The sequence below is a fragment of the Haloarcula sp. NS06 genome, assembly GCF_051122755.1.
In the GTDB taxonomy this organism is placed as follows: domain Archaea; phylum Halobacteriota; class Halobacteria; order Halobacteriales; family Haloarculaceae; genus Haloarcula.
On sequence record NZ_CP184842.1, the window covers coordinates 253,487 to 280,090 of the forward strand.

The 26,604-nt window shown below is 54.3% G+C and carries 19 protein-coding genes and 3 pseudogenes; 11 read left to right on the plus strand and 11 right to left on the minus strand.

The window, feature by feature from the left end:
• Positions 1-83: 83 nt before the first annotated feature.
• Both ACODNH_RS02245 and ACODNH_RS02250 read right to left on the minus strand, forming a co-directional pair.
• Entirely contained in the window at positions 84-887 is an 804-nt protein-coding gene (locus ACODNH_RS02245) for an MFS transporter (protein WP_434530230.1), read from the minus strand.
• Positions 776-1,630: an MFS transporter gene (locus tag ACODNH_RS02250; protein ID WP_434530093.1), complete on the minus strand. Its 855-nt coding sequence runs from the start codon at positions 1,628-1,630 to the stop codon at positions 776-778. Before ACODNH_RS02250 ends, ACODNH_RS02245 begins: the two co-directional genes overlap by 112 nt.
• Positions 1,631-2,072: 442 nt before the next feature.
• On the opposite strand from ACODNH_RS02250, the gene ACODNH_RS02255 reads away from it, so the two are divergent.
• The 3 genes from ACODNH_RS02255 to ACODNH_RS02265 all read left to right on the plus strand — a co-directional run bounded on the left by ACODNH_RS02255 (position 2,073) and on the right by ACODNH_RS02265 (position 7,502).
• Positions 2,073-4,679 carry a heavy metal translocating P-type ATPase gene (locus ACODNH_RS02255; RefSeq protein WP_434530094.1) on the plus strand — a complete coding sequence of 869 codons (2,607 nt, stop codon included), beginning with the start codon at positions 2,073-2,075 and terminating at the stop codon, positions 4,677-4,679.
• A gap of 258 nt (positions 4,680-4,937) precedes the next feature.
• Entirely contained in the window at positions 4,938-6,323 is a 1,386-nt protein-coding gene (gene tnpC, locus ACODNH_RS02260; protein WP_434530227.1) for an IS66 family transposase, read from the plus strand.
• Positions 6,324-6,497: 174 nt separating this feature from the next.
• Positions 6,498-7,502, plus strand: a complete 1,005-nt coding sequence (locus tag ACODNH_RS02265) for a Cdc6/Cdc18 family protein (RefSeq protein ID WP_434530095.1) — start codon at positions 6,498-6,500, stop codon at positions 7,500-7,502.
• 444 nt (positions 7,503-7,946) lie between these two features.
• Here ACODNH_RS02265 and ACODNH_RS02270 read toward each other — a convergent pair whose 3' ends face one another.
• From ACODNH_RS02270 to ACODNH_RS02280, 3 genes are all read right to left on the minus strand, one after another.
• The gene (locus ACODNH_RS02270; protein ID WP_434530096.1) at positions 7,947-9,620 is read right to left on the minus strand and encodes a transposase; all 1,674 of its coding nucleotides are present in this window, start codon (positions 9,618-9,620) and stop codon (positions 7,947-7,949) included.
• Between the two features lie 1,034 nt (positions 9,621-10,654).
• Complete coding sequence (locus tag ACODNH_RS02275; RefSeq protein ID WP_434530097.1) at positions 10,655-11,662, minus strand: ABC transporter substrate-binding protein; 1,008 nt, start codon at positions 11,660-11,662, stop codon at positions 10,655-10,657.
• A gap of 384 nt (positions 11,663-12,046) precedes the next feature.
• Entirely contained in the window at positions 12,047-12,559 is a 513-nt protein-coding gene (locus ACODNH_RS02280; RefSeq protein WP_434530098.1) for a hypothetical protein, read from the minus strand.
• 127 nt (positions 12,560-12,686) lie between these two features.
• Here ACODNH_RS02280 and ACODNH_RS02285 point away from each other — a divergent pair, with 127 nt between their 5' ends.
• Both ACODNH_RS02285 and ACODNH_RS02290 read left to right on the plus strand, forming a co-directional pair.
• On the plus strand, positions 12,687-13,064 hold the full coding sequence (locus ACODNH_RS02285; RefSeq protein WP_434530099.1) for a hypothetical protein: 378 nt from the start codon (positions 12,687-12,689) through the stop codon (positions 13,062-13,064).
• A 537-nt stretch (positions 13,065-13,601) separates the two neighbouring features.
• Positions 13,602-14,579, plus strand: coding sequence for an IS1595 family transposase (locus ACODNH_RS02290; RefSeq protein WP_434530100.1), 978 nt, complete (start codon positions 13,602-13,604; stop codon positions 14,577-14,579).
• Positions 14,580-14,597: 18 nt separating this feature from the next.
• Here ACODNH_RS02290 and ACODNH_RS02295 read toward each other — a convergent pair whose 3' ends face one another.
• Complete coding sequence (locus tag ACODNH_RS02295; protein WP_434530101.1) at positions 14,598-14,858, minus strand: hypothetical protein; 261 nt, start codon at positions 14,856-14,858, stop codon at positions 14,598-14,600.
• Between the two features lie 150 nt (positions 14,859-15,008).
• On the opposite strand from ACODNH_RS02295, the gene ACODNH_RS02300 reads away from it, so the two are divergent.
• Entirely contained in the window at positions 15,009-16,349 is a 1,341-nt protein-coding gene (locus tag ACODNH_RS02300) for a hypothetical protein (protein WP_434530102.1), read from the plus strand.
• A gap of 2,134 nt (positions 16,350-18,483) precedes the next feature.
• Here ACODNH_RS02300 and ACODNH_RS02305 read toward each other — a convergent pair.
• On the minus strand, positions 18,484-18,930 hold the full coding sequence (locus ACODNH_RS02305; RefSeq protein WP_434530103.1) for a hypothetical protein: 447 nt from the start codon (positions 18,928-18,930) through the stop codon (positions 18,484-18,486).
• Between the two features lie 237 nt (positions 18,931-19,167).
• Here ACODNH_RS02305 and ACODNH_RS02310 point away from each other — a divergent pair.
• Positions 19,168-19,735, plus strand: a pseudogene (locus ACODNH_RS02310) (DUF7342 family protein).
• Entirely contained in the window at positions 19,728-20,165 is a 438-nt protein-coding gene (locus ACODNH_RS02315) for a hypothetical protein (protein WP_434530104.1), read from the plus strand. Before ACODNH_RS02310 ends, ACODNH_RS02315 begins: the two are co-directional and overlap by 8 nt.
• 399 nt (positions 20,166-20,564) lie before the next feature.
• Here ACODNH_RS02315 and ACODNH_RS02320 read toward each other — a convergent pair.
• Together ACODNH_RS02320 and ACODNH_RS02325 are read right to left on the minus strand one after the other, a co-directional pair.
• Positions 20,565-22,240 (minus strand): annotated as a pseudogene (locus tag ACODNH_RS02320) (transposase).
• A 17-nt stretch (positions 22,241-22,257) separates the two neighbouring features.
• A complete protein-coding gene (locus ACODNH_RS02325) occupies positions 22,258-23,982 on the minus strand; it encodes an adenine deaminase C-terminal domain-containing protein (RefSeq protein WP_080508378.1) in 1,725 nt (574 codons plus the stop codon).
• Between the two features lie 220 nt (positions 23,983-24,202).
• Here ACODNH_RS02325 and ACODNH_RS02330 point away from each other — a divergent pair, with 220 nt between their 5' ends.
• The 3 genes from ACODNH_RS02330 to ACODNH_RS02340 are packed head-to-tail and all read left to right on the plus strand — an operon-like array spanning position 24,203 to position 24,959.
• Complete coding sequence (locus tag ACODNH_RS02330; protein WP_434530105.1) at positions 24,203-24,457, plus strand: hypothetical protein; 255 nt, start codon at positions 24,203-24,205, stop codon at positions 24,455-24,457.
• Positions 24,400-24,894 carry a hypothetical protein gene (locus tag ACODNH_RS02335; RefSeq protein ID WP_434530106.1) on the plus strand — a complete coding sequence of 165 codons (495 nt, stop codon included), beginning with the start codon at positions 24,400-24,402 and terminating at the stop codon, positions 24,892-24,894. Before ACODNH_RS02330 ends, ACODNH_RS02335 begins: the two co-directional genes overlap by 58 nt.
• Positions 24,843-24,959, plus strand: coding sequence for a hypothetical protein (locus tag ACODNH_RS02340; RefSeq protein ID WP_434530231.1), 117 nt, complete (start codon positions 24,843-24,845; stop codon positions 24,957-24,959). The genes ACODNH_RS02335 and ACODNH_RS02340 overlap by 52 nt, the downstream gene beginning before the upstream one ends.
• A 174-nt stretch (positions 24,960-25,133) precedes the next feature.
• On the opposite strand, the gene ACODNH_RS02345 is transcribed toward ACODNH_RS02340, so the two are convergent.
• Positions 25,134-25,511 carry a hypothetical protein gene (locus ACODNH_RS02345; RefSeq protein WP_434530107.1) on the minus strand — a complete coding sequence of 126 codons (378 nt, stop codon included), beginning with the start codon at positions 25,509-25,511 and terminating at the stop codon, positions 25,134-25,136.
• An 8-nt stretch (positions 25,512-25,519) separates the two neighbouring features.
• Positions 25,520-26,393, minus strand: a pseudogene (locus tag ACODNH_RS02350) (ParA family protein).
• Positions 26,394-26,604 lie beyond the last annotated feature (211 nt).

Sequence of the window (26,604 nt, forward strand, 5' to 3'; positions counted from 1 at the left end):
GAATTTCGGCTCAATTTTTGCCGTCAGGTGTGGTAATTGTTCTACGACACGCTTAGTGGGCAGTCACGAAGTCTCCCGTGAGATCAGTCGAGGGATTGGGTCGCTTCTCCTCCTGTCTCGTTCTTCACAGGGACTTCTTCACTAAGTTCGGCATTCGGGAGCGTGAGCGCGACCACGAACCCGACTACCATAATCACTGCTGCTGCTAGGAAGACCGCGCTGAAGCTGTTCGAAAGCGCGGTTGTCACGACCTGAGCGGCCTCCGGAGACAAACTGTTAAGCATCGACGGGGTGATCTCTTCGCCGCCTTCGATGAAGTGCTGTGCAGTTGATTCATCGAGAGTAGTCCCTATGAGTCGGGTCGAGAGTTGATTTCCGAGGACGGCACCGAGTATTGCGACGCCGACCCCCTCCCCGAGCGTACGGCTGAACATAACCGACGACGTCACGACGCCCAGATCTTCTCTCTCAACGGCGTTCTGGACGCCCACTTCGAGTGTGGGCATCGTCAACCCGAGGCCACTCCCAGTCACGAACATAAACACGCTCGCCCAGAGGAGGCTGGTGTTGACACCCATCGTACTGAGGAGGTAGTAGCCTCCAGCGGCAAGGGCCGCACCCACGACCGTGAATGGCTTGTAATAGCCGAGCCGGCTCATTAACTGCCCGGTGACAGCGGACAGGACGATGAACCCGCCGATGAGTGGGACGAGGAGGAGACCGGCGTTCGTCCCGGAAACGTCGAGGACGGTCTGGAGGAAGATTGGAAGGTAGGTCAGCCCACCAAGCAGTCCGATGCCGACAACAGCAAAGCCGATGAAATCAATTCCCGCAATCGTCCGGTCCCCAAGGAGGGAGACCGGGAAGATTGGCTCGTCAATGCGGATCTCTTGGTAGACGAAGAGGCCAGTACTGGCGAGCAGAACTCCCCGAGGGCGAGCGTCTGACCGGAATCCCATGCAAAGCGAGAGCCACCCCAGGTCGTGATGAGTAATAGGGTGCCTGTGGCGACAGTCAACAGGAGTGCACCAAGATAGTCGATGGTGTGGTCTTCGCTGGGAATAGGGAGGTCGAGATGAGTCTGGACCACTCCGAGGGCAATGAGTCCGATGGGGATGTTGATGAAGAAAATCCAGCGCCACGTGAAGTGTTCGGTAAGGTACCCACCGAGAATCGGACCGCCCATCGTGGCGAGGCCGAAGAGCACCATTACGTAACTGATGTACTTCCCGCGCTCACGGGGGGTGAAGAGGTCACCGACAATGATGGTTGCCATCGAGAGGAGCCCGCCGCCACCGATTCCCTGGATTGCACGGAAGATCGTAATCTGTGCCATGCCACTCAGATACTGATCGAGTATCGGGATTTGCCCGGCGAAGCCGCTCAGGACGCTCCCGATGAGGAACGTGACGATGGCGAAACTGTAGACAGGCCCCCGACCGTAGATGTCCGAGAGCCGCCCATAGAGTGCGATTGTGACGGTCACCGTAATGAGATAGCCCGTAACGAGCCAGGAGTAGCTCCCTACACCACTGAGATCCCCGACAATCGTTGGAAGTGCGGGAGAAATGATGGACTGGTCCATTGCCGCCATGAGCATTCCGGCTATCACGCCTAGGAAGATGATCATACGCTGGCGGTTCGTCCCACTAAAGGAGGCCTCACCGTCGTTGCGGGGTTGCTCATTCATAACTGTTCACCTTGTGCGTACCGACGAGCGTCACGCTCGGTAGCTCCGAGCGAGCTCGGGTTGATTGCCTTCGCATCACATCTACCTATACGTACCACTATTTAACGCGGTTTTTGCTTACCAGAACTAGGCAAATAGCAGGACTAACCTTTTATCCAAAGGATAAGGGTGGGAGTCGGCTATACAACCTAAAGATGCTGATTTCGATGCAGACTACATTTTCACCGTGTAGAGACGTTTGTATCGCAAGCCATTCGACGCTTGTAGACACCGGGTTTATGGATGATACCCATACCATCCTTGTATTCGAAGGCCGTCGTCCCAGCATCCCTAATTCCTGAAAGGGAAACTCCACTGAATAAGAAGCCCGTATGTATAGGTGATGAGTCAGCGAAAAAGCCACATCGATATTCAGGGGATGAGTTGCGCGAACTGTTCGCAAACGATCTCCGACGCCGTCAGCTCGCTCGACGGTGTCTCGGAGGCGAATATCAACTTCGCCACCGATGAGGGATCGGTAGCGTATGACCCCGAGGCGGTCTCACTCGGTGAGATATACGACGCGATTGAGGACGCGGGCTACACTCCAGTGACCGACTCGGTCACGATTGCGATCACCGATATGTCGTGTGCGAACTGCTCGGAGACGATACAGGACGCACTCGAACGGACTCCAGGCGTCGTTGACGCCGACGTCAACTTTGCCACCGACGAGGCACAGATCACGTACAACCCGGCAGAGGCGACTCTCGGGAACTTCTACGACACCATCGAAGACGCTGGCTACTCGCCTGTCCGAGAGGATACTGAAACCGACGATGACTCAGGCGGCGATGCCCGAGAAGCGGCCCGCCAGGAAGAGATCAGTCGGCAACTCAGGTTGACGATCTTTGGTGCCGCGCTGTCCCTGCCACTGCTGGTGTTCATGGTAAACCACCTGCTGGAGCTTGGGCTCGTCGGCGACGAGCTCTTCGGCCTTCCGTCCGGATGGATCGCGTTCGCGCTGGCGACGCCCGTCCAGTTGGTGCTCGGCCGTCCGTTCTACAAGAACTCCTACAAGGCACTCGTGAAGAACGGCCGCGCCAACATGGACGTGCTCATCGCGCTGGGCTCAACGACCGCGTATGTCTACTCCGTGGCAGTATTGCTTGGGGTGATCGCTGGCGGGCTGTACTTCGACACGGCGGCGTTCATCCTCGTGTTCATCACGCTCGGCAACTACCTTGAAGCCCGGTCGAAGGGCCAGGCCGGCGAGGCGCTCCGGAAGCTCCTGGAGATGGAGGCAGACACTGCCACCATCATTGACGAGGATGGAAACGAGGAGGGAGTTCCGCTGGAAGATGTCAGGGTTGGCGACCGGATGAAGGTCCGCCCCGGCGAACAAATCCCGACTGACGGCGTTGTTGTTGACGGCCAGTCGGCAGTTGATGAGTCGATGGTGACCGGCGAATCCGTCCCCGTCGAGAAGTCGGAAGGCGACGAGGTGGTCGGTTCGACCATCAACGAGAACGGTGTCCTCATCGTCGAAGCGACGAAGGTCGGGAAGGATACGGCGCTCCAACAGATCGTTCAAACTGTGAAGGAAGCGCAGTCGCGCCAGCCCGACATCCAGAACCTCGCCGACCGCATCTCCGCGTACTTCGTCCCTGCAGTTATCGGCAACGCTGTCTTCTGGGGTGTCGTCTGGTACCTGTTCCCCGAAGTCCTCGCGGGCTTCATGGAGTGGCTCCCGCTCTGGGGTCTGGTCGCGGGCGGCCCCGCAGTCGCCGCTGGGGGCGTTTCGGTCTTCGAGTTCGCAGTCATCGTGTTTGCCTCGTCCGTGCTGATCGCCTGTCCCTGTGCGCTCGGGTTGGCGACGCCCGCGGCCACTATGGTCGGAACGACCATTGGCGCACAGAACGGTGTCCTATTCAAGGGCGGTGACGTCCTTGAACGGGCGAAGGACGTCGACACAGTCGTCTTCGATAAAACGGGAACGCTCACGAAAGGTGAGATGGAGCTGACTGACGTCGTCGTCTTCGACGGCGACGGCCAGCCCGTCGCGGACGGTGGGAATCCCGCTACTGATAGCGGGCAACTCACTGTACGTGAGCGACTCAGCGAGGACGACGTGCTTCGGCTCGCAGCCACCGCCGAGAGTGGGAGCGAGCACCCGCTCGCCCGTGCGATTGTCAATGGAGCCGAAGCCCGCGGCATCGACGTGACTAATCCCGACGACTTCGAGAACGTCCCTGGCCACGGTATCAGAGCGACCGTGGGTGATAGCGAGGTGCTGGTCGGTAATCGGAAGCTGCTCCGTGACAACGGGATTGATCCCGCGCCCGCTCAGAAGACTATGGAACGCCTTGAGAAAGAAGGGAAGACGGCAATGCTGGTTGCCTACGAGGGCGACCTCGTCGGAGTGGTCGCTGACGCTGACACGATCAAGGAAAGTGCGAAGGATGCCGTGAGCCAACTCCAGGAGCGTGGCGTCGATGTGATGATGATTACGGGTGACAACGAGCGGACGGCACGCGCCGTCGCCGAGCAGGTCGGTATCGACCCCGAGAATGTTCGTGCGGAGGTTCTTCCCAAGGACAAGTCCGACGCCGTGGAATCCATCCAGGAAGATGGTCGGAAGGCGATGATGGTGGGTGACGGCGTGAACGATGCGCCCGCGCTCGCGGTGGCGTATGTCGGCACGGCAATCGGCTCGGGTACGGATGTCGCTATTGAGGCCGCCGACGTGACGCTGATGCGTGACGATCCGCTTGACGTCGTGAAGACGATTCGCATCTCGGACGCGACGCTTGTGAAAATCAAGCAGAACCTCGTATGGGCGTTGGGGTACAACACGGCCATGATTCCGCTGGCCTCACTCGGGCTGCTCCAGCCCGTGCTTGCCGCGGGTGCGATGGCGTTCTCAAGCGTGTCGGTGCTGTCGAACAGCCTGCTGTTCCGCCGGTACACGCCAGATCACGACTACAAGCTGCTCGGCCGCCTCCGCTGAACATCGTCCCTCCCAACGGTGTTCAACACTCCTTGGAAAACTTATTAGTACGTGTTTAGCCCCGATGAACTTCGCCACTATCTCGTAACAGGCGACCAATCGGGGGCATATGTACCCTCAGCAAGGGCTAATTGGATTTCTCCAGGGATGGTCTCCGCTCGGAGACCATCCCGGTGACCCTGCTGAGGTAACGCTGAGGTGGTCATAGTGGATTGGGATGACCTCAGTAAAGACGAACTTCTCTCACGGTTTCTCCAGATGGAAGAGCGAATTGACGAGCTGGAGGAGAAGCTTGAGCAAAAGGACGAACGGATCGAAGAGCAGCAAGAGCGAATCGAAGAACTCGAAACACGGCTTCGCAAATACGAGAATCCACATACACCGCCTAGTAAGCGACGGTCGGGGACTGACGAGTCCCCGACCTCGCAAGATGACGAAGGCGACGATGTCAGAACTGATGGCGGCACTCCTGGACGGAAGGACGGTCACGACCCAGAGTGGCGCTCTACAGCTGATCCAGACGAAGAAGTTGAGGTCACCTGTGACTGTTGTCCAGAGTGTGGCCAACACTTCGACGAGTCGGTGGGCGTCAGCCCCCGACTCGTCGAGGAGATACCGGACCCGCAGCCACCAGAAGTCACGCAGTACAACCGCCACTGCTACCAGTGCGACTCCTGTGGGACTGAGACAGTCGCTACACACCCCGACTGCCCCGATGAGGGGCAGTTCGGGGTGAACGTTATCGCCCAATCAGCACTGTCGAGGTACGACTACCGCCTCCCCTATCGGAAGATTGCAGACCGTTTCGAGCAGCTGCATGAACTGGAGTTGTCAGGCGCGGCCGCGTGGCACGCGACCGAGCGCGCTGCGCGCGCCGGTCGCTGTGAATACGAGCAGATCCGCCGTCAGATCCAGCAGGCTGACGTTGTCCACATCGACGAAACAGGCGTCAAACGGGATGGTGAGCAAGCATGGATCTGGACGTTCACCACCGAGAACCATACGCTCTACGCGGTTAGAGAAAGTCGTGGAAGCGACGTTCCCGCGGAAGTCCTCGGCGAGGACTTCGCGGGAACAGTTATCTGTGATGGGTGGACGGCCTATCCAGCTTTCAGCGACAATCTCCAACGGTGTTGGGCACATATTCTGCGAGAGGCTGAAGATGCCGCTGAAAAGCAGCCAGAAGGCAAACCGATTTACGACTCTCTCAAGCAGTTGTACGTCGCTCTCCAGACGCGACTGGAGAGCGACTTGACTCTTCGTGAGCGAGCAGAACTCCAGCGTGTTGCACGAAGAGAGCTTGAGTCGCTGATTGAGCGGTCGGTTCCCGACGGACCAGTGGCAACACTTATCAGAAAAATCGAAGGGGGCCTCGACCACTGGCTCACCTTCGTCGGTGAGCCAGCGGTCTCTCCGACGAACAATGCCGCCGAAAACGCGCTCCGTGAACCGGTGGTTCTCCGGAAACTTATCGGAACACTCCGCAATGACCGCGGGATGTTCGTTCATGAGACGGTGCTGTCCCTGCTGGCGACGTGGCGCCAGCAGGGACGCAATCCCTATGACGAACTCAAGCGAGTCTCCCGAAACAACGAGATGATCTCACGAGATCAGGCTGTGCCGGCCGTTGAGTCATCGGGGTAAACACGTACACTTATTATAATTGTCTGGAAGGTTGCCACAGGTACTCATTCTCAGAAGATGCTGGTAGGCCGGCAGGACCGAGTTTATTCCACCAGTGCCATGGCGGGTTTCGGAAGATTCGGAAGTTACACACTTCCATTTATTACCCCGGCAGTCTGTGTCGACGCCGAATCAATGATCACCGACGCACGCGTCCTACAACCAGAATTCATTCCCAAGGAGGTACAACACCGGGATGCCGAAGTCAACTACCTGTCCAGTGTCCTCAACCCCATCACGGAAGAGCAACGAACTGATCCGGCACTTCTCCACGGCCCATCTGGTGCGGGGAAAACCTGTATCGCACAGTTTCTGGTCGAACAACTCCGTGAGGTAGTTGTTGACCTCAACTACCAGTACGTGAACTGCTGGGAGGATCACAGCCGATACAAAACCCTGTACAGACTACTGGATGGCATCGGTTCCACCGTTGATGTACACCGCCAGTCCACTCCGAAAGATGTGCTGCTTGAACGTCTCAAGGAAAGCGACGAAACACCGTATGTCGTCATTCTGGACGAAGTAGACCAGTTAGAAGACAAGTCACTGCTGTACGATCTATACCGAATCCCCCACCTCACGATGATTCTTATCTCCAACGATGAGAACGGACTCTTTGGACCGATAGATGACCGGCTGAATAGCCGCCTCACCGACTGTGAACGTATCCACTTCCGCTCATACCACGAGTCAGAGCTCGTTTCGATTCTCGGTGATCGTATCCGATGGGGGATTACTGACGGTGTCATCGACACTTCGTGTGTGGAGTTAATCGCGGCAAATTCAGGCGGAGATGCACGTATTGCAATTGGTATTCTTCGCCGCGCTACGCGGAAAGCAAAGGATGCACCTGTTGACGAGATTACGGCCGACATCATTCAGGAAGAGACTCCGGAAGCGAAATCGGAAATCAGACAGCGAACCGTAGATCGCCTCACTCCTGACCAGAAGCTCTTGTACAACATCATCACCGAAAATGCCGAAATCACCCCACAGCAACTCTACAACGCGTATTGTTGCCGGGCAGACGACCCGAAGACCAAACGGATGGTTCGGAACTACCTGTCCAAGCTGGAACACTACAACCTCATCACCGCAGAAGGAAACACAAAGGCCCGAATTTACCGGACGCGAGCATGATTTCACTCGCTGACGACGGATGCGATGAATGATTCGGAAACAACACGCAGCTCCCTATTATCCTGTGTATTCTCACACCGCTTGTGATGAGCGACCCACCGAGAGATAAGTTTCCTGGGCCGGAGGTTCCACCATCGAATTCTAAATCCGACGACTGGAGCATCCTGCGTGACCGAATCACGAACCAGGTATTCAATGAGTGGTACAGCGAACAGCAATTTCAGAAAAACATTCTCGAAGGGAAGGCGTACTTGGGAAGTTGAGACTGCACCGGGTTTAGCAGGGCTATAATGCGTGGATTCAGCCGGTTCAGTGAACGGGTATTGACTTAAATTGCTCTCCAAACGCCCGATCTTGTTGCACTGCTACTCATGTTCGCGAATTTCGACGACTTCCGACAGCGTTGCCACTCAAACGCCGCGCTATCACGGATTGAGAACCTCACTATCCGATTCCTGTCTCCTTTTTCAGCAGCGTCAACGTATTATCTGCCGTCACCATCGGAGAGTGCTCGTACTCACCGGTCAATTCGACCTGCACGAGTAAATCGACCGCACGCCAAATCGAGTACAGCAGACACGCGAATGCGAAGTAGAAGAACCGCAACCCGAAATTCTTCGATGTCGTGGCAGCCATGAAACGTTTGATCGATTTGTAGCCACTCTCGATTTCCCACCGGTAGCCATACTCGGTGAGGAAGCCACTGCCGCGGTTCGACATGAACACCGAGTACTGCCTGTGATCATCGTGTTCAGAGTCCTCCTTCTGTCGGTAGATCAGTGTCGTTTCGTGCCACTCATTCTTACCGAGATGTAGTTTCCTATCAGTCTCGTATCGGTCTTGACCCCGCTGGAGCAACCGTTTGGCCTGTGCTTTCTCGCTGGTTTGCATCCGCTTCGGCACGACGTACGACAGCCCGCGCTGGCTGAGCATCTCCAGAACGTGCTGACTGTCAAACTCGCGGTCCATCAGCACGTTATCGACGTGAACGAGGTCCTCGGCAGAGTCGAGTAGATCCTCGACAATCTCCTTGCGAGTCTCGCCTTTCCGAACCGGCCGTGCGTCTAACACAATTGGGACGGCGTTGCCGACCAACTGGACCGTCGCCCACTGATAGGCGTACTCATCGGTCTTCTCCTTTGTCCCGATAATTTCGTCTTCGTGCCCGGTCCTGTCGCCTGTGAACGGGTCCGCTTCAGTAATATCGATAGCGATGATCCCTGCTCGGAAAAACTCCTCCGTCTCCGCTGCTTCCTCCAACAGTCGAGTCACAGCCTGCCGGTACATCTCCCGAATCTGCTCAACAGAGAGGTCACGAATCTGATCGCGATGGGCGTGGCCCAATGGCGTCCGATCCCGGTTCGATTCATAGACGAAACTGCGGGCTCCTTCGTTAGCAGCCAGCCCATCACGAAGCCCGAGATGCGTTTGTAAGTCCCAGTAGGCGTTCTCATGGATCTCACAGCCGTCGTCCCTATTCAGTGAGAAGGCTGGGAAGACGACACGGCTGACGTGGTCTGTAACCGATGCTGCTTCGTCAAGGACAGCTTGGTCACTAGTGTCTGATTCTTCCTGGTCACGCTGAAATGGAAGGCGTCGTTCTGGTTCACGCGGAACAGCAACGCCCGCGTTCTGGGCTTTGATCAGAATTGTCCGCGCAGTTGCCTCAACTGTCTCACGAAGCTCTGTAGTGAATCGTTCGTGCCAGCTTCGCCACAGTGTTGACTGGTCTGGGATCGTCTCTAATTCTAGTTGCTCACGGAGCTCAGGATGGTGGGTGAGGTACGTGAGGAGTGCCGTCTCGTGGGTCCAACCGCGAAGTTCTTTGAGTAGGAACAATCGGAACAGTAGGGCCATCTCGTACTGGGTGGCTCCCGAATACCGGTCGTGTGGTCCAAACTCGACGTACGCTACTGGATAATGCGACACGAACTCGTCGACGGAATGGTGTGCCTGGTGGTCGAACCATGTGGACGCAACGGTCCAGATGTCTTCTTCTAGGCCGGCGAGAGAACTCCGGTCATAGAGTGGCGTCGAACCATATGCTGGCCACTCAGCGTATGACTGCTGTGCGATTCGTCGAAAGACAGTGCGTTGTGAATCACAACTCGCAACCACTACGAAATGCTGGCCACGGCAGGCTCAAGAATTCGTTTACTGCTCAGTACAGAGGAATAATTTATCTCACATCCAATTGTTGTGTCTGTCATGAAGTCTTGGTCCTCGGCTTTGGTCGGTATCGGAATCGGTGCCATACTTGGCTATGTCTTTGGTATACGGCGCGGAGATCTGTGGATTGGGGGTAGTATTGCAGTTACATCGTCAATTGCAGGGTACGGTTATCTTGCGTATCCCCAGTATCGAACCAGATGGTCTGGTCCCCACTCGAAATTCTGGTACACTCTCGTCGGTGTGTTGGCACCCACGCTGATGCTTCTTACGCCAAACAGTCCTCTCCTCTCCGATGATCTGTCGATAGTGGTTTTCCTGGGTTGTCTCTGGCTCGGCGGCGTTAATGCTGGCGTGGCACTTGTACACGAGTCCTCAGGCAATACCGATAACGAAGCATCATCGACTCTGCAATCGTCTCCCAGTGATTGACGCTCAATAAACAGACCTACTGCGCAGTTTATTCGATAACTCTATACTGAAATGAAGCCACATTCAGAATAACGACTTCTTAGACAAGTCGTCGTCCGGTCAGTACAATTGTATGAGTGATCCAATGGTCCACATCGCTGAACCAGCAATTATGAGATAGCTCTTCCAATCGTACTCATTCACAATGGGATTAGTTTTGTGACGGAAGAATCCAAATAAACTGGCAATGAGTATAATTATTGCAGCAAAAGCCTGTACAGTCGTGGCAACGTTAATCTGTAGCTCCGTACCAACAAATAGGCCAGCTAACTCTGAAATCGCAACGGCGAAGAGACAAATTGCGACCGTTTTGGAGGGGTGCATCAATTCACACTAACTCTGTGCTGATGAAATACCTAACTCATATTTCTCTATCTGCATCCAGATTGAACACTCACTGAACGGGTCCTTTTCGCTGAGAGGATGAGTATGCGCCGACAGGAATCCAGTAGCTTACTTGAGGTCGTGTCTGTGAGTTGGGACCTCGTGTTGAGTGGAGTTATCGGTCATTGTCAGAAATCTCCGTTGATGATGTCTGCGACTCGTCGATGGTCGAACAGCCAGTTACTCTCCTCGCTCAGAGTTTCGTAACCATCCCACTCACCGAAGACCTCAGGATAGAACTGTTTGGCGGCCATCTCCGTCTGGAAGAGGTTGATAACCGGTCCCTGATAGGCCGTCCCACCGGGATACATCCGGTCGTTCTGAACAGCCGTCAGCTGGCTCCCTAAGTCACTGTTGCGAAGGACCTCTCGTTTTTCTTCGACCGTTTCTTCCGTCACGTGGGAGGCGGCGAAGTGGAAGACGAGGATGTCTGGATCGATGTCAAGGAGGAGTTCGTAATCAGCATTGTTCGTGTTCGATGAATCCAGATCCGCGAACGCGTCGTTAATACCTAGGTCCTGGTACTGCTTTTTGCCGTTGCCCGCGTTTATCTGGTACAGCGAGAACACTCCCGCCTCGAAGTCGTCGTTGACCGACATGAGACCGATTTCGGGACGTTCCTCTTGCGGGGGAAGCTGGGATTGGATTTCGCTGATGAACTCGTCGTGGACCGCCTTGAGAGCTTCGTAGCGCTCCTGTTCTTGGAAGACCTGTGCAATCTTTTCGAACGCCTCGTACAAGGAGTAGTACTCGTAGTCGTGCCAGTCGAAGTTCCGCCGGCGAATCCAGTTGCCGATGACAGGCCCGATGTTTGTCTCAATCTCTGCAACTCGGTCGGAGCCCCAACTATCGTCGAGTCGCTGGAGGAAGTTTGGGTCCATCAGATGGACGTCGGCATCGATTTCGTAGAACGCCTCCAGCGAAATTCCATCGGACCAAATCTGTTGCACACCATCCAGGGTGATGTCGATGTCCGGGAGGGCGTCGTAGAACTGGAGGGGCCAGTTGTCCGTGAAGATGGCGGCTTCCATCCCGTCAAGCTGTCCGAGAGCGATTGCCATGTCGCCGTAGGTGCTAAAGTACGACATCCACGTCTCGGGTAGACTATCGAACGCTACATCGCCAGCAGGTTCCATCGAAACGGAATACGATTCCGGTGTATCAGTTTTCTCTGAGGTCTCTTCCTGAGCAGTGTTATCGCCACCACTAACACAACCTGCGACCAGTCCACCACCCAGAACTGCCCCACCGTACTTCACGTAATCACGCCGTGTCGGTTCACCTTGACTTCTACTATTGCCTGACATATTATTTAGGGCAGCCTAAATAAATATAATAGCTTCGATTTAGGTGAGCCAAAAAATTAGGCTCTGTAGTTTCGCTAGACAGCAGTCGATTTGGGCTATTTTGGCTAGTATATTCCCACCGATTTCACGTGAGCTTTAGCCTTGTCCGGCAGTTCTTCCACCCGGATTTCGAGAAAACTAAGAGACAGCGGTCGATTCGGGGTATATATCCATTCACCAACCGTTCTGGAGCGATTTCTCGACAATTGTAGCGCCGCCTAGCGAAACTACAGAGCCAAAACTTCCATCACCCACACCTACTCTGGTCAAAGTCGATAAAGAGACCTTTGACAGCGTTTTCTCTATCTTGATTCCGACCAGTTCTCGGGTAGAACTTCCGCTACAGTCAGGATAGTAGTGGTAATGATTGAAAACCTCATACTCCGACTCAAGAAGATGAGCTCGAATCAGATATTTATCACTCACCACAACGTCTTCCAACAGTTCCACAGATGGATCATCCCCACGTGCAGGGAGATCGTAAACCTTGCTGTGGACAATCCCCTCAGTATACTGCTCAGCATCTGCTTTCAAAATCTGGAGAGATAGCGTATGGGGGTTGTCGTCGTAATTGAGAAGTTCCACGGTGAGATCTTCCGAGAAACTGTTAATACTTGAACAGCCGGCTAACGAGGCGACTCCGATACCGACTCCGGTTTGGAGGGCTTCCCTGCGGGAGAACTTCATTTGCGTTTTCGTGTTCTCTTATCGATAATATGCTTTCGGGAATTACAATCTTTGTATTATCTGTACTGACCCGATCACTTGGCAAGTACAGACAAGATATTTACTGATGACGGGGCACTCGCAAGTGATGAAGCGACGATCACTGCTGTCGCTCTCGGTCTTACTGATTCCATTTGCTGGCTGTTCCACAGAGACTGATCCGGATGTTGCAGAAGACATTTTCGTCGTACTCGATAATGAGAGTCCGGAACAAGCCACAGTGGCGGTATCAGTCGTAACAGGCGACTCAAGCGTGTTTGAAGGCGAAACAGCGGTCAATCCCAGTAACAGGAAAAATGTGTATCCAGGTATCACAGACACTGGCGACTATACGCTCACAATTTCCCTCGGTGATGGACGTGAACAGGAGTATCCATTCAATATCGAAGAATACGATCTCCGGATGGGATCGAACATCATCGTCTCGATAAACGAGACTGAGATTGAATTCAGTATCCAAGAGTGACTAGCGGCCCATCTTTTGTCTGTTTGACATGCCAATCAATCTGCAACCCTACTTAGTAGTCATTTCATTCCGAATCGGACAGAGAGAATCCCCCTCGATGTGGTGGGTAGCTACGGTCAGTACAGGGTATCCAGCTATCGCCTATCGTTATTGAACCGTTTGATGAATTCATCAAGAGAGAATGAGAGAGTTCCGCCGCTGTGGTAGTACTGTAGAGCGAGTACCGTGCCAACGAATGAGCCTGCAACAAGAATTCCAAAAGCGACGAGTATCCAGACGAGCAGATAGCTAAGTGCTACCATACATAGAGATAAAACTATCTTGTGATAGTCTTTTGCACCGCTAACTACGCATATACACTGAGCCGGTATTTCTGGTGAGATCGTGAGCAACAAACGACGGTCAGAAAGCAGATTGGGAGTTGGCTAACCAACAAACAAGCAGTATTGCCTACGTTTGTTGGTTAAGACTCTGCGCTCTTATGCAAAGCTGCGGAAAGACCGTATAGTTACACTGAGCCGACGCTAATTTGGCGGTATGGCTTCTGCTCAGCCAGCGTTCGGCGGGATGTTTCGGCAGCTGATTGAGCTGGGCGTCGTCGAAGTCAATACCGAGCCGCTCGATGCCCGCATCGAGCGGCGACTCAAGGAATTTTGGGAGAATACATCCTGTCCACGGTGCGGTCACCAGAGCATCGTCACGTGGGAAGGAATCGACCGAATCTGGTGCCGTGACTGCAATTTTAAGCCGGTTTTCACCTACGGCACACCATTCCACGAGAAGCACCTCTCCTGCGGGGAGGTGCTTCTCGCGTTCACCCTATACGCGGACACATTGCTCAGTATCAACCAGATCGCGCCGTTCCTCGGCCGGGCCTACAAAACCGTTTACACGGCGATTCGAGAGGTGGAAGCCGCGGTTCAGCGCGGCTTCCCCGTGGTTTGGAGCCTCCTCGACCAGACCATCGATGGACCGACGCAAGTCGATGAGTCTGGTGAGGTCTGTTCGGGCTACAAAGGCCAAGAGCCGCCGCGGAACAGCCGTTCTCGCGGCGGTTCGTCCCAGACAGGGCGCTCACGCTGGCGGGGTCGTCACGGTGATCAGCTGACGCTCGTCGCGGCGTGCCGCGACTCGCTTCGCGTGATTCGCGGCCAACTCGGGATCGACTACAGCGGCGACCTTGAACCAGTGATACAGGAGGCTGAAGACCTCTCCCAGGCGCTGGGAGAGGTCTGGACCGACGGACTCCAGGCATACCGACAAATGGAGCGTGACCACCGAACGGTCGTGCATAAAGAGAGGTATGTATCGCCAGAGGGCGTCCATATTAATCAAGCTGAGTGCCTGTTCTCGCTCGTCCAGCCGTGGCTGCGGAAGTTTCGCGGCCTGTCCAAGCAGGGCTTGGAACAGGCCGCTCACACCTTCGGCATCGTTCGCTCACTCAACCTAGCTGGTGAATCTACCGAGTCAATCGTTGATTGTCTCGTTATTGGGGCTTTCCGCAATTCTACATAAGAGCGAGACTCTGTTGTTCTACACTGTCGCCGCCACGTGCTGATATTCAGCTTGCGACGGCGTCGGCTGCAACGTCAACCCGACCAGCGCTAACTCTCGCAACACTTCGGGCGGAATCCCCTCAGTATCCCGAAGCACAGTGTCGAGCGTCCAAGTGTCATATTGATTCGCCCTCGGCACGGGGACGTTGACGGCAACGGTCAGAACCGTCTCCCAAAGCGCTCTGGCAGCACGTCGAACACGCCACCGCCCCTCCGAGGATAACTTACGCCTCAACACCTCATACAAGATTACCTGCTGATGGGTGTCGCCGCCCGGCCAGTGTTATATACGTATATACTATGTTCATATCTGACTGTATCCAGAATTTGATTGGAGAGTAGAAGGAAACTCTAGAGCTTTATTGAGAGGTAGTCGACACGTAGCTATGTGCAAGCTGGTAAAATTATAATAGGTGTCTTGTTAATCACTTTTGCAGTCGAACCATACATTCCACTGTCTTCTGGAGTTCAGTCTCAGACTAACATACCTCCGGAGAACTGCGACTCTTCCCCACTTCCACGACCAATTCCAGATAACAGTTCAAAACCAGTTGTTGGAACAGTCCATCATTCACAATCCAACGAATCAGTTGTTCATGTCAACTATACAGTGAGAGAAAACAGGGAGAATCCTCTCACAATCGAAATACGCTCCGGCTCCGCTCTCATCGCTTCAAATGGGCTCAACCAGACTGGGCCCAATGAACTCTCAACTGAACTCAACCAGGGTGATACGTTCTCTATTCAGTATGGAATCTCTGATCTCGACCAATTCGCTAATGTATCTTATACGAGTGGAGAGAACTGGATTATTGCACCGACACCGAAACACAGTGGCCCAGGAGTAGGATTGACACCCGCAAGATCAGGATTCATCGGGCTCCATGCGCTGTATCTGGGGAATTACACTACTCACTCCAAACAGGCGGGCTGTCAGACAATTACGATTATTCTCCCCGCGGCTGCAGAGATTAACCCAGAGCCCCGCTTAGAGATGCTTACAGGGGCAGCACGGTCAATTAATTCTGGAAAGACATACGCGGATGTCTATGTATTTCCATCACCAGAATCGCTGGGACAGAGAGATGGTTTTGTTCCCAAGCATGAGAATGAGATTATTATCAGTGCAGACACACCAACTGATTCCCCGAAGAACATTTGGATTCATGAATACGTTCACACTCGACAAATTAGGTACGATGGAGATGACTTTATTTGGTTCAATGAAGCGAGCGCAACCTATTATGCAGCCCGTCTCACCCTGGAACAGGGATTGATATCTCCCGTAGAGTATGATGCCCAGCTAGCCAGTTTTGCGACTTATTCCCCAGAACGAAACTTGTCTTCCGCACGGAGTGACCGGGTTGCCTATCGATGGGGTGCTGTAGTATTAGCACGGCTTGACACCGCACTTGTTGACGAAGGCTCAACGCTGATGGTGCTGTTCAATGACTGGAATAGCTACGGTGGACCAAGTTTCAGTGACGCAATGACGGATTTAGAAAATGAGGGCGTTGAGCAGCAGAGGCTCAACAATACTCGGGATACTGTACTCAAAAATTCCGCTCCAGAACCACATCCCGCGCAGACCAGTCAGCTACAGTGGCTTCCAAACTTCGTCTTGAGTCAATATTTGAAGGAGAGAGGCTTGATTACCGGCATTCTTGTTTGCTTGGGAACATATCTGCTGGCATCTGGACTTACAGAGAGATATAGAGATCAGGATTAGCTTCGCTTGGCTGCTCGTAATGATATAACCAGTATAGGGAAGTACGTAAGCACACTTTTGTGAAATCCACAAGACAGATACTTCATTGACTTGAAACTCAGATATGCCACGTGACACTATCGTTTCATGGAAAACATTTGCTCTATTCCTTCTCTTTCCGCCTCTTGCCATCATCGCTATTGTATTGTTCCCTCTGACGCTACTCGTCCTATTCTGGCTCTATAACAGGGGAAAGACCCAAGCATTACGTGAAAGAACCCCTTCTGAGCCGCGGTCATCTGTTGATAACTAAGCACACCCACTGAACGGCTGTTTCACTCCAAATCCGCTAAAGAGAATCCGCCTCGCTGTGGTGAGTAACTTCGGTCAGTACAGTCCACTTAGTGACCACTGTACCACGCAGAAAAACGCGGAACGACCCATCTCCCGTCAGTACTGCATTAGATAAATAATTCTTTGACCAATCGGTTGATACTACTGACTATGGGTCACAAAGTTCTCTATGGAAAAGGGCCTGTTCTATGGGTTTCTTGTGATTGGTCTTTTGCTAGTTGGTGCGACAGGTGTTTTACTCGGAACAGATCTTGTATCAGATGAACCGGAATATCGTGAAGCACCATCACCACCATCCGAAATAAACGAATCGTCTGCTCTTAGATACGCTGAAACCCTTGAACAGACACGGTTACACAACCGACTTCTGAATGAGACGTCACCTGATCGAATCGAAATTAGTTGTAATAGCCGTTCTGTAGCCGGCTCATCGAGTAGCCAGTATGCGTTTGTTCGATGTAGCTCTACGACATATGATGACGATTCGGTTTCCGATAGCAATCCCTACACTGTGATGTACCGAATCCATACAGCGGGAGCAACTCGTGTAGAACGGACGGGTAGGCGAGCCAGTCCAATACAGGACAACGCGACATCGCCACAAAGTTTCCAGTCAGTTCCCCTCTCGATTTATAATTTCGATAAGAATGAGATCCGAATCAATACCACGGCCACGGTATTGAATTCATCTACTGCTGTCCCACAAAGCGATTATAGAGTCTCGGTACAGCCTGAGCATGGCGTAGTTCTCGATACGGTCTTTACAACGCCTGGAAAGTATCGAATTCACACACAGACTTCGGCGTTGACTGGAAATGAGACGTGGACTCTCGCTACCGACCGTCAGAGACTGGTGATTTTACTTGGACCGGATGGGCTGCGAATCGCAAAAACAAGACTCCCTTGAATACAACTGATATCTGTTCGGTTCGCACACCCACTGAACGGCTGTTTCACTTCAAATCCGCTACTAACAACCCGCCTAAATTTGGTGAGGGGCTACGGTCAGTACAGGATCTGTCCTTCTCACCAACAGCGATATTATATTCCAGTACAGATTTTACACTAATGCCAGAGTCACCAGTGATATTCCGTCTTAACCTCATTATTGTACTCCTGTTTAGTATCCTTCTGATACTTCTTTGGCCCCTGTTACCGACGATTTTCTTATATGTTATTGTAGCCCTGTTCTTCGTAACGGGAGCTGCGATACTCTGGGCCCTGACTTAATCTCATTGAGAAACACGCACATCTACTGCGTAGTTGTTTCACTCCAAATCCGCTAATGAGAATCCGCCTCGCTGTGGTGAGTAACTTCGGTCAGTACAGGGCACACACTTACCTCGACGAGTAATCACCTGTCTGAACTCAATCAGAAATCTCGCGCAAGATACGGAGGGAGAGGTGATCTTCTCGTAGGTATGTTAAACGGTTTGACCCCCACGTCGCTTGCCGAACAGGTATACGAAATAAATGAGTGCTACCGGAACAAAGTATAATCCTCCAAACATCCCACCATTAATGATTGTCCATAGCGAACCACCAGACAGTGCTCTTATTGCGATTCCGTAGACGACCAATATAGCAAAAAGGGCGCGTAATGTTTGCAACTCCGTTTGTTTAAGCGGAAAGATATCCATACACCGATCATTAATTTACAGCGGGATATACTTTCTCTCCATGCAATACGCAGACTTACTGAGCGGCTGTTTCACTCTAAATCCGCTAATGAGAACCCTTCTCGATGTGGTGAGAAGCTACGGTAAGTACAGGGAACGCACCTATCGCCCAGTACAGAAGGTTAGTCATTCAGTGCTGCCGTCCTTTCTCGTCTCTGAATCATCGATGATAGGTCGCGTCCTCCGGCGACAGATAACAAGACTCCGCCGAGAACAGTGAGATACCAACCGAGCGCCGGAACGAATGTGGAGTCAAATCCAACGAGTGACGCGTCGGATATATAAGACGCACAGAACAACACGACTCCTACACCCGTCAGAAGTGTAATTGCGGTTTGTAACCGTTTCCGCGAACCGGCTCTACTGAGGAGGACAAGCCCGACTAAACCGAGTAGGGCAAAGTCGAATGCCTCAAATCCCGCGTTCATTCCGGGGATGAGGATTGTCGGTATCTCAGCGTCCGGAGAGAGGTCTGGGTTGATTTTCAACCACGGGAGGTACGCCCCGACTGAAATAGTTGTCACACCTCCACCGACCAGAATCCTGTCGCGGAGCGATTGAGCAGTCATAGTTTCTCAAAAACAGAGATGACCAAATGCTTTGTGTATGCTCAAACTCAGCCTCGACAGATACGCAGACCTACTGAACGGCTGTTTCACTCCAAATCCGCTAATAATCTCTGTTTCCTGAATGCGGGGTTTCTTCTCGATAGGGGCAGGGAGTCGAATACTGAGTCAGAAATAATTCAGCATACAGTAGATATATATATCTGTCCAAGTGTTAGATTAGGTACGGAGGCGTCACGAATGGATATCACAGACATTCCCGACGATGCGTACGCTGGCGAGGAGTCACCGCCGGATATCGATGAGTTAGACTCGCCCGATTCGCTGCTCAAGAGTGGTCCGATCCGCGAGCGGCTCCTCGATATCGTCACCGGGCTTCGCACCCCTACGAAGGTTTCCGACATCGCCGATCTCGCTGACTGCGACACTGAGACTGCCCGCGACTACTTGGAGTGGTTCGACGGGATGGGATTGGTTCACCGTCACGACGGCCGCCCTGTCAGGTACGAGCGCAACGACGCGTACTTCCAGTGGCGACGTATCGACCGCATCCGCGACGAATACTCCGACCAAGAAATCGTTGAGGCGCTTTCAGACGCCATCGAACAGATTGAGGAGTACAGAGAACAGTTCGACGCAGACCATCCCGACGCCGTCTCTCGTCGAAACCAGCCGGGACATGGCAACTGAAGACGCGTGGGAAGCGCTCTCCAAGTGGAAAACGCTCGAACGCAGAGCTACCCTCCTTGACGCGGCGCGGCGTGATCACTCAACTTCTGGTAGTTCTCCCGGTCATATCGATGCCTGACAACCAGGACGGGCCGTCCAGTACCGGCCCGATCGATGCTGAAATTCTCGACCGGATTACTCCGCATCTCTCCAGAAACGCTCGCTTCGCCGATGTCCAAGCACGCCCTGAGTATGCACCGAACGCCGTGGTCACCGACTACGACCTCGGATACTTCCCAAGCGGGGTCACGCGAGCGTATCTTCGTATCCGATGGTTCGAAACCGATGACTTCAGCATCCACTACTCCGAGCAATACCGGACGGGGAACTCGTGGGAGTGCCGCTGGGACCGCCACCCCAATGACCACAACACCCGCGAGCACTTCCACCCACCCCCGGATGCGCCGACGCCAGGCGAGGACGAAGACTATCCAGATGAGTGGCAGGACGTGCTCGCCACCGTCCTTACTCGTCTTGACGAACGAATCGAGGCATTCTGGAGCGAATGACGAACCAGGGTGGAAACGAGGTGTGCGGTTCTACGGAACGCTGTCGGACCGAATACGATCCGGGTCAGGGAAACGGATTACTGGCGTCCTGGTGTATCGCCGCATCGATACCCCAAGTATTCGAGTTCTACTATACGAACCCTGACTGCCTAGTGGCATTCGGACCGTATGCATTGAGAGTGCCGGTCTCAACTACTGATAACCATTGGAAGTTGAGACTACACCGGGTTTAGCGGGCCTATGATGAGTGTTTTCAGCCGAATCAGTGAACAGAAGTTGCTTCAGATCACCCTTCGTTCGCTTCTTCCTGTCGTACTAACAACCAGATAGTCGTTTTCCTGAGATTCTCGATAGCGTTGCCACTCGGGAATCTGCGCTCACCCAGGAGTGAGGGCCCTGCTATCCGATCCCAGTTTCCTTCTTCAGCAGCGTCAATGTGTTATCAGCCGTCACGATCGGCGAATGCTCGTACTCACCTGTCAACTCGACCTGGACGAGCAAATCAACCGCTCGCCAAATCGAGTACAGGAGACACGCAAACGCGAAGTAGAAGAAGCGGAGTCCGAAATTTTTCGATGTCGTCGCGGCCATGAATCGCTTAATCGACCTGTACCCACTCTCGATTTCCCACCGGTAGCCGTACTCCGTGAGGTGCCCGCTCCCTCGGTTCGTCATGAACACCGAAAACTGACGGTGATCGTCGTGGTCTGAGTCCTCTTTTCGCCGATAGATCAGCGTCGTCTCGTGCCACTCATTCTTGCCGAGATGGAGTTTACGGTCCGTCTCGTACCGATCTTGATCGCGCTGGAGTAACCGCTTTGCCTGGGCCTTCTCGCTGGTCTGCATCCGCTTCGGAACGACGTACGTGAGCTCGCGTTGGCTGACCATCTCAGGACGTGTTGGCTGTCGAACTCCCGGTCCATCAGCACATTGTCGACGTTGACGAGTTCTTCAGCCGAGTCGAGCAGGTCTTCGACAATCTCCAAGCGACTCTCGCCTCTACGTACAGGACGAGCGTCCAGGACAATCGGGACCGCATTGCCGACTAACTGCACCGTCGCCCACTGATAGGCGTACTCATCGCTCTGCTCTTTGGTCCCGAGAATCTCGTCTTCATGGCCTGTGCGGTCGCCTGTGAACGGCTCGGCTTCGGTGATGTCGATGGCGACGATACCAGCTCGAAAGAACTCCTCCGTCTCCGCCGCCTCGCCCAATAATCGGCCGATAGCCTGTCGGTACATTTCCCGAATCTGTTCGATGGAGAGGTCTCGAAGGTGTTCACGATGAGCGTGGCCCAGTGGTGTTCGCTCTCTAGTCGATTCGTAGGTGAAGCTGCGAGCGCCCTCGTTGGCGGCTAAGTTTTCTCGGAGGCCCAGATACGTTTGTAGGTCCCAATATGCGTTCTCGTGTATCTCACAGCCCTCGTCACGGTCTAAGGAGAAGGCGGGAAAGACGACGCGACTGACGTGGTCAGTGAGCTTCTCCGCCTGCTCAAGGACAGTCAGATCGTCGGGTTTCGGTTCGTCAGAATCGTCGAGGCGGTGTCGAAGCTTTCGCTCCGGTTCACGGGGAACGTCGACGCCCTCGTTCTGGGCTTTAATCAGGACCGTTCGAGCAGCGGCCTCGACCGTCTCGCGAAGGTCAGCTGTGAAGCGTTTGTTCCAGCTGCGCCACAGCGTTGACTGGTCTGGCACCGTGTCCAATCCAAGTTCCTCGCAGAGGTTGGAGTGGGAATCGAGATACTCGACCAAGGGTGTTTCGTGGTCCCACCCGTGGAGTTCCTTCAGGACGAACACCCGAAAGAGAGTGTCCATCTGAAAGCGTGTCGCCCCTCCATAGCAGTCGTGAGCGTCGAACCGGAAGTAGGCAAGCGGGAGTGACCAGACGAACTCCACGACCGAGTTATGGCTCTCGGAGCCGAACCACATCTCCGAGACCGTCCGGACATCAGATTCTAATCCGGCAAGCGAGGTTCGATCGTACAGCGATGTCGAATCATACACCGGCCACTCGACAAAAGAACGTTGGGCGAGCCGTCGAAAGACCGTTCGGCGAGATACAGGCGTCGAAACCACTACGAGACACAGACGTACTATATTGTGAGCCCGACTGTCTCACGAGTCAGAACGTTCGCGTATCCCGAGACGGACATCCGAAGGGACGGCACCCCAGTAAACGATAGTGACTGGAGTGCGAGCATCGGATTACCGCCTGCCGCCCCGAGTTCATTGACGGCGGCTTCGATCTCGCCGAACGCCTCCGCAGTTTCGGTCACCTCTCGATCTGCACACCGTGCCCCAATCGGAGTCGGGAACGTCGCTCGAACCGAGTCCTGACCGACGACCGCCCAACCACCGTTCATTTCGGCAACTTGGTTGACCGCAGTTTGCATCGCGTCGTCGCTTGCGCCGACAGCGACCAGTCCCGGTGTTTGCCATGTGTGAGTGGTTGCAACGGCACCTTCCTCAAGGCCCAGCCCGGTGATGAACCCAGTAAACCCTGTTTCATCGTGTTCTGGCTGCCTGTCTAGGAGCGAAATCTTGAGTACGTCTCGTTCGGGTGCAGCAACGAGCTTTCCGTTCTCGACTCGTGGTTCAACTGTTGTTTCGCTCGATATCGGTCCGTGCTCGTGTTTGATCGCTCTCACGGTACCTTCCGTCGCTGCGGTTTCGGGAACGTGAAGTACGTCGTTCAGTTCGACGTTCACCGAGTTACAGAACGATTCTGGATACTCATGTGGTCGGGGCTCGACGCGTGGTTCTCCGTCACGAACAACGACATCACCACCGCTGACCACGGTATCGACCTCGACTGTTTCGAGGTCATCGAGAAGGACGATATCGGCGATATGGCCAGGAGTGAGCGAGCCGCGTCCGTCGAGACCAAAGTGACGAGCAGGATTGAGCGTCGCCATTCGGATTGCGTCTGCTGGGTCGACGCCCTCCTCGATAGCGCGGCGAATCACTGCGTCCATGTAGCCATCATCGACGATATCCTCAGGCCAGATCCAGTCAGTTGAGAGCGACAGTTCATGCGAGCCGATTTGTTGATAGGCGTCTGCCAGTATCCCGATGTCATCCCGGAACGATCCGTATCGCCCAACGGCGTGTATCCCGTTTTCCAGCCGTTCGATCAGCTGTTCGGTCGAAATGGCCTCGTGGTCGTTCGTGACGACCGATGCGAACGCCGTCAGTTCGTCACCCGAACACCCTGTCCCGTGCCCTCCAATCCGTTTGTTCTCCTGTTGAGCGCGTTCGTATAACGCCTCGGACGGCGAGTCACGTCCGACTATCTGAACCCAAGCGGTTTCTCCGACGCCGACGACTCGCTCGACTGTGAGCAGGTCGACGAGTTCGTCCGTGGCTGTCTCGTCAGCTCGTTGGGGGTCGAAGAGATCGAACAACTGCTGTGGCGGCACGGTCGCGAAGACCGCAACGGGTAGCTCGGCCGTCGCGTCGAGGAGGTGGCGGACACCAGCCGCGCCAAAGCTACTCCCGAACTCACTAGTTTCGGTAACGACGGCCGTGGTCCCCCCCGCGAGTGCATAGTGGTACGTCTGTTCGAACGGCTGGAAGGAATCAACGTGTACGTGGGCGTTGATGAATCCTGGCGTGACGACCTGCCCTGTGGCGTCGAGAACCGTCGTGTTTTCCCCGATGATCGGCGTCGCATCGGTGGGAAGCGCTGCGACTCGCTCGTTTTTGATGGCGACGTCACGTGCAGACAACTCGCCCGTCTCAGGAATCAGTACGTCTCCACCTGAGATGACGAGGTCGGCATTCGACTCTCCGAGTGCAACGGCTTGAAGCGGATTCATCTGCCTGGCCCTCCCGAAATTCGGTTTCTCGAGAGTTCGCTCACTATGGGTTTCAGCGTTCCACAGCGGTCGATCGTCCTATTGTTGGTGGTAGCGTCGTGCATATCAGAGAGGTTGTTCGGTTGGTAGTTAACGTTATAATTGCGTATACGCAACGACACCCGCAGTTTCATCTGTAGGCGTGCGAAAGCTGTTTGATTGTTCGACTATGAGATTGCATATGCGCGAGTACGTCTTGTCCGCTGAGTACGACCGTGGAGCCGATCCAGTGATGGATATTTTCATCGACAATCCGGATCTCATCGGTCGTGCGCTACGCGTCTCAGTATCCAACACGGGATTGTGGCGCGTCGACCGCTTTGTGGGTTCAAGCGAGACGTTGAATCGATTGGAAGCGGTCGTGACAGACACCACGATATGCAACGAGTGTCTCGGGAGCATCCAAACTGTAGCTACGAGACCGAGTACGAGGTGATCGAGGACGGTACCGAGAGTCTCCTTGTGTACGCGTACACCTCTGGCGGGCGGTACTGTCACTCCGTCCCGCACCTCGTCACCCGAACGATTGGCGAAGGACCACTGTTCGACGCACGACGGCGGAGAAACGTGTACGAGTGGCGCGTCCTTCTCCCCGGTGATGCTTCTGGTGGGGAGATTTTCGACCGTCTTCAAGATGGACTGCCGAGTGGCGTCAGCCTGTCGTTGAAACAAGCTGGAGCCCCTTCATTGTGGTCGACGGTTGATGTCTCGCAGACTGCTCTCTCCCCTGACCAGCGCCACGCGATTGAGACGGCTGTTGAGCTTGGATACTACGAAACGCCGCGGGGGTATCACTCGGCGCGGTCGCAGACGAACTCGGCATCCCAAAGTCGACGCTTCGATACCGTCTCCGCCATGCGGAGCAGTGGGTGATCGAACAGGTCTTCGGGGAGAGTCGGACACCCACAGAGCGTACCGACCGCATCCGCTCACAGTGAGACACACTCACACTGTCTACCGATCACAGTACTGGAGACAGTAGCAATTCCCCACTGCATCCGTTCCATGCATTGAGAGCACTAGTCTCAACTCCTCATAACCATCGCTTCTGGATGTCTGCCGGTGAAAAATTGCTCTAGGAGGGTAAGACACAGAAGGAAACAGCGACTTAGTTACTTCAGATGTTCGTAGCCCCAGTCTTCAAGGATGTCCGCGAGTTCAGATTCGTGGCGGCTACCGAGTTCGACGAGGGCTTCTCGAAGGTCGGTAACCGAAACGTCCTTCGAGCGCATATCTAACTCGTCCGCGACGGCGTCGAGGACTTCGGCTTCAAGGTCGGCATACTCGTCACGGAGGAACGCGACGTGTTCGTTATTTCGGTCTTCTTTCACAGTTTGGCGCCGGACGACGTACGGAATTTCGCTGGTGCTCATAGAGTCGGTTGTTGTGTCGGTCGGCTCCTTCGACGTGGATGCTTCGCTTATTCGCTCCTCAGTCTCTTCATCGCCACTGTCGTCGGCGAATGGATCGCTACCAGGACCCTCTTTCATTCCTCCCATTAGACAGTCACCTCATCAAGAGCTCCGGGTTCCGGCGGGTTGGGTGCCTCAATACCGGCCTGTGCTTCAAGATACCGCGCGAGACGATCGTACTGTGCGAGAGTTTCGAGTTCGTAGTCCCGGCGTCGGTCGCGATGCTCGCGAACATACGTAAACGCCGAGCACTGCTGTGCCCACGCCCCCTCCATTAGCGAGGTGCGGTCGCCAAAGGTCTCCGGAATCGAATACGGGATTTCATTGAGAATGCGCTGTTGGTCATTCGTTCCCTTTACACCAACTGGGACCGCTGCGAGGACGCCAATATCGATTTCGAGGGTATCCTCCAATCCAGCGACGAGTTGTTCGAGTCCTTCGACGGCGGCCTGACCTTTTGCGCTCGGTTCGACCGGGATAACGAGTGAACGTGTCGCGTTGATGGCGTTGTGTAGATGCGGGCCTTCGGTAGCTGGCGGATCGCAAATTAACACGTCGTACGTTTCCCGGACGTTCGCGTCTGCGAGGACGGATAACAGAGCGGCATGGATATTGAATGCATCACCGACAGCCGAGGCTTGCTCCTGTTCCCGGCGAAGCCAGTCCCCGAGATCGGCCAGTTGGTTGTGCTCTGGAATGATATGCACGCCATGCTCGGCCTCAACAATGAGGTCCTCGAAGTCACCTTTCGGCCGTCGGATCATATGCCGAGAGAGATGATCAACGTCGCCTGAGCGATTGTTGTCGACGCCGAACAGCCGGGAGAGGTTGCCCTCCTGTGGGTCGAGCGGAACCACGAGCGGTTTCAGACCTGCGCGAGCGTGCGCGACAGCGAGATTCGCAGCAGCTTGTCGTCTTCCCGACGCCCCCAGCCTCACTGTACGTGCTGTAAGACAGCATACCCTGCTGTTGAATGGCCTGCATTAAATAACCAATCGATTCAACTGAGTAGTTGAACCAATTGGTTGAATCGAACGATTGAACCCACAGATTGAACCGACCAATTGAACCGACCAATTGAACCAACTTATTCTGCCGGTTAAATGGACTAAATGATCGAAAATTATGCGTCTCTTGATGAGATTTGTGTCCTCTCAGTGGGTGGAGAGCA

What these genes read in the sequence shown, in the direction of transcription:
- ACODNH_RS02250 (WP_434530093.1), bottom strand. Translation starts at nt 1,630, where the DNA reads ATGATCATCTTCCTAGGCGTGATAGCCGGAATGCTCATGGCGGCAATG.
- ACODNH_RS02255 (WP_434530094.1), top strand. Translation starts at nt 2,073, where the DNA reads ATGAGTCAGCGAAAAAGCCACATCGATATTCAGGGGATGAGTTGCGCG.
- tnpC (WP_434530227.1), top strand. Translation starts at nt 4,938, where the DNA reads ATGGAAGAGCGAATTGACGAGCTGGAGGAGAAGCTTGAGCAAAAGGAC.
- ACODNH_RS02265 (WP_434530095.1), top strand. Translation starts at nt 6,498, where the DNA reads ATGATCACCGACGCACGCGTCCTACAACCAGAATTCATTCCCAAGGAG.
- ACODNH_RS02275 (WP_434530097.1), bottom strand. Translation starts at nt 11,662, where the DNA reads ATGGAACCTGCTGGCGATGTAGCGTTCGATAGTCTACCCGAGACGTGG.
- ACODNH_RS02280 (WP_434530098.1), bottom strand. Translation starts at nt 12,559, where the DNA reads ATGAAGTTCTCCCGCAGGGAAGCCCTCCAAACCGGAGTCGGTATCGGA.
- ACODNH_RS02285 (WP_434530099.1), top strand. Translation starts at nt 12,687, where the DNA reads ATGAAGCGACGATCACTGCTGTCGCTCTCGGTCTTACTGATTCCATTT.
- ACODNH_RS02290 (WP_434530100.1), top strand. Translation starts at nt 13,602, where the DNA reads ATGGCTTCTGCTCAGCCAGCGTTCGGCGGGATGTTTCGGCAGCTGATT.
- ACODNH_RS02305 (WP_434530103.1), bottom strand. Translation starts at nt 18,930, where the DNA reads ATGACTGCTCAATCGCTCCGCGACAGGATTCTGGTCGGTGGAGGTGTG.
- ACODNH_RS02315 (WP_434530104.1), top strand. Translation starts at nt 19,728, where the DNA reads ATGCCTGACAACCAGGACGGGCCGTCCAGTACCGGCCCGATCGATGCT.
- ACODNH_RS02325 (WP_080508378.1), bottom strand. Translation starts at nt 23,982, where the DNA reads ATGAATCCGCTTCAAGCCGTTGCACTCGGAGAGTCGAATGCCGACCTC.
- ACODNH_RS02330 (WP_434530105.1), top strand. Translation starts at nt 24,203, where the DNA reads ATGCGCGAGTACGTCTTGTCCGCTGAGTACGACCGTGGAGCCGATCCA.
- ACODNH_RS02335 (WP_434530106.1), top strand. Translation starts at nt 24,400, where the DNA reads ATGCAACGAGTGTCTCGGGAGCATCCAAACTGTAGCTACGAGACCGAG.
- ACODNH_RS02345 (WP_434530107.1), bottom strand. Translation starts at nt 25,511, where the DNA reads ATGAAAGAGGGTCCTGGTAGCGATCCATTCGCCGACGACAGTGGCGAT.